Source organism: Vogesella mureinivorans (assembly GCF_007644035.1).
Classification (GTDB): domain Bacteria; phylum Pseudomonadota; class Gammaproteobacteria; order Burkholderiales; family Chromobacteriaceae; genus Vogesella; species Vogesella mureinivorans.
On record NZ_VMTV02000177.1, the window covers coordinates 1 to 272 of the forward strand.

A 272-nucleotide genomic window follows, 5' to 3' on the forward strand; every position below is an offset into this window, starting at 1 on the left:
GTGATCTGACGGTTGTCGCGCACCCAGGTATGGCAGGCCAGCGTCGACAGCAGCGCATTGCCGGCCTCCTCGATGCGCCGGGTCCGGCCGTGCTCGGCCAGATCCGACAGCACGTCCAGCACCAGCTGCTTGGCATCGGCGCCGGCCAGCAGCACCGGCACGCTGCGGATGCTGAGCGACTGCGGGCCGGTGCGCTGCAATTCGATACCGAGTGCGGCCAGCGCGTCGGCTTCGCCCTCGGCGAGATCCGCCTCGCGCTCGCTGACCGCGAG

Annotated in this window: 1 pseudogene; it reads right to left on the reverse strand. The window is 71.0% G+C overall.

The window, feature by feature from the left end:
* A pseudogene (gene mutL, locus FLQ44_RS06375) lies at nucleotides 1–272 on the reverse strand (DNA mismatch repair endonuclease MutL); the annotation flags it as partial.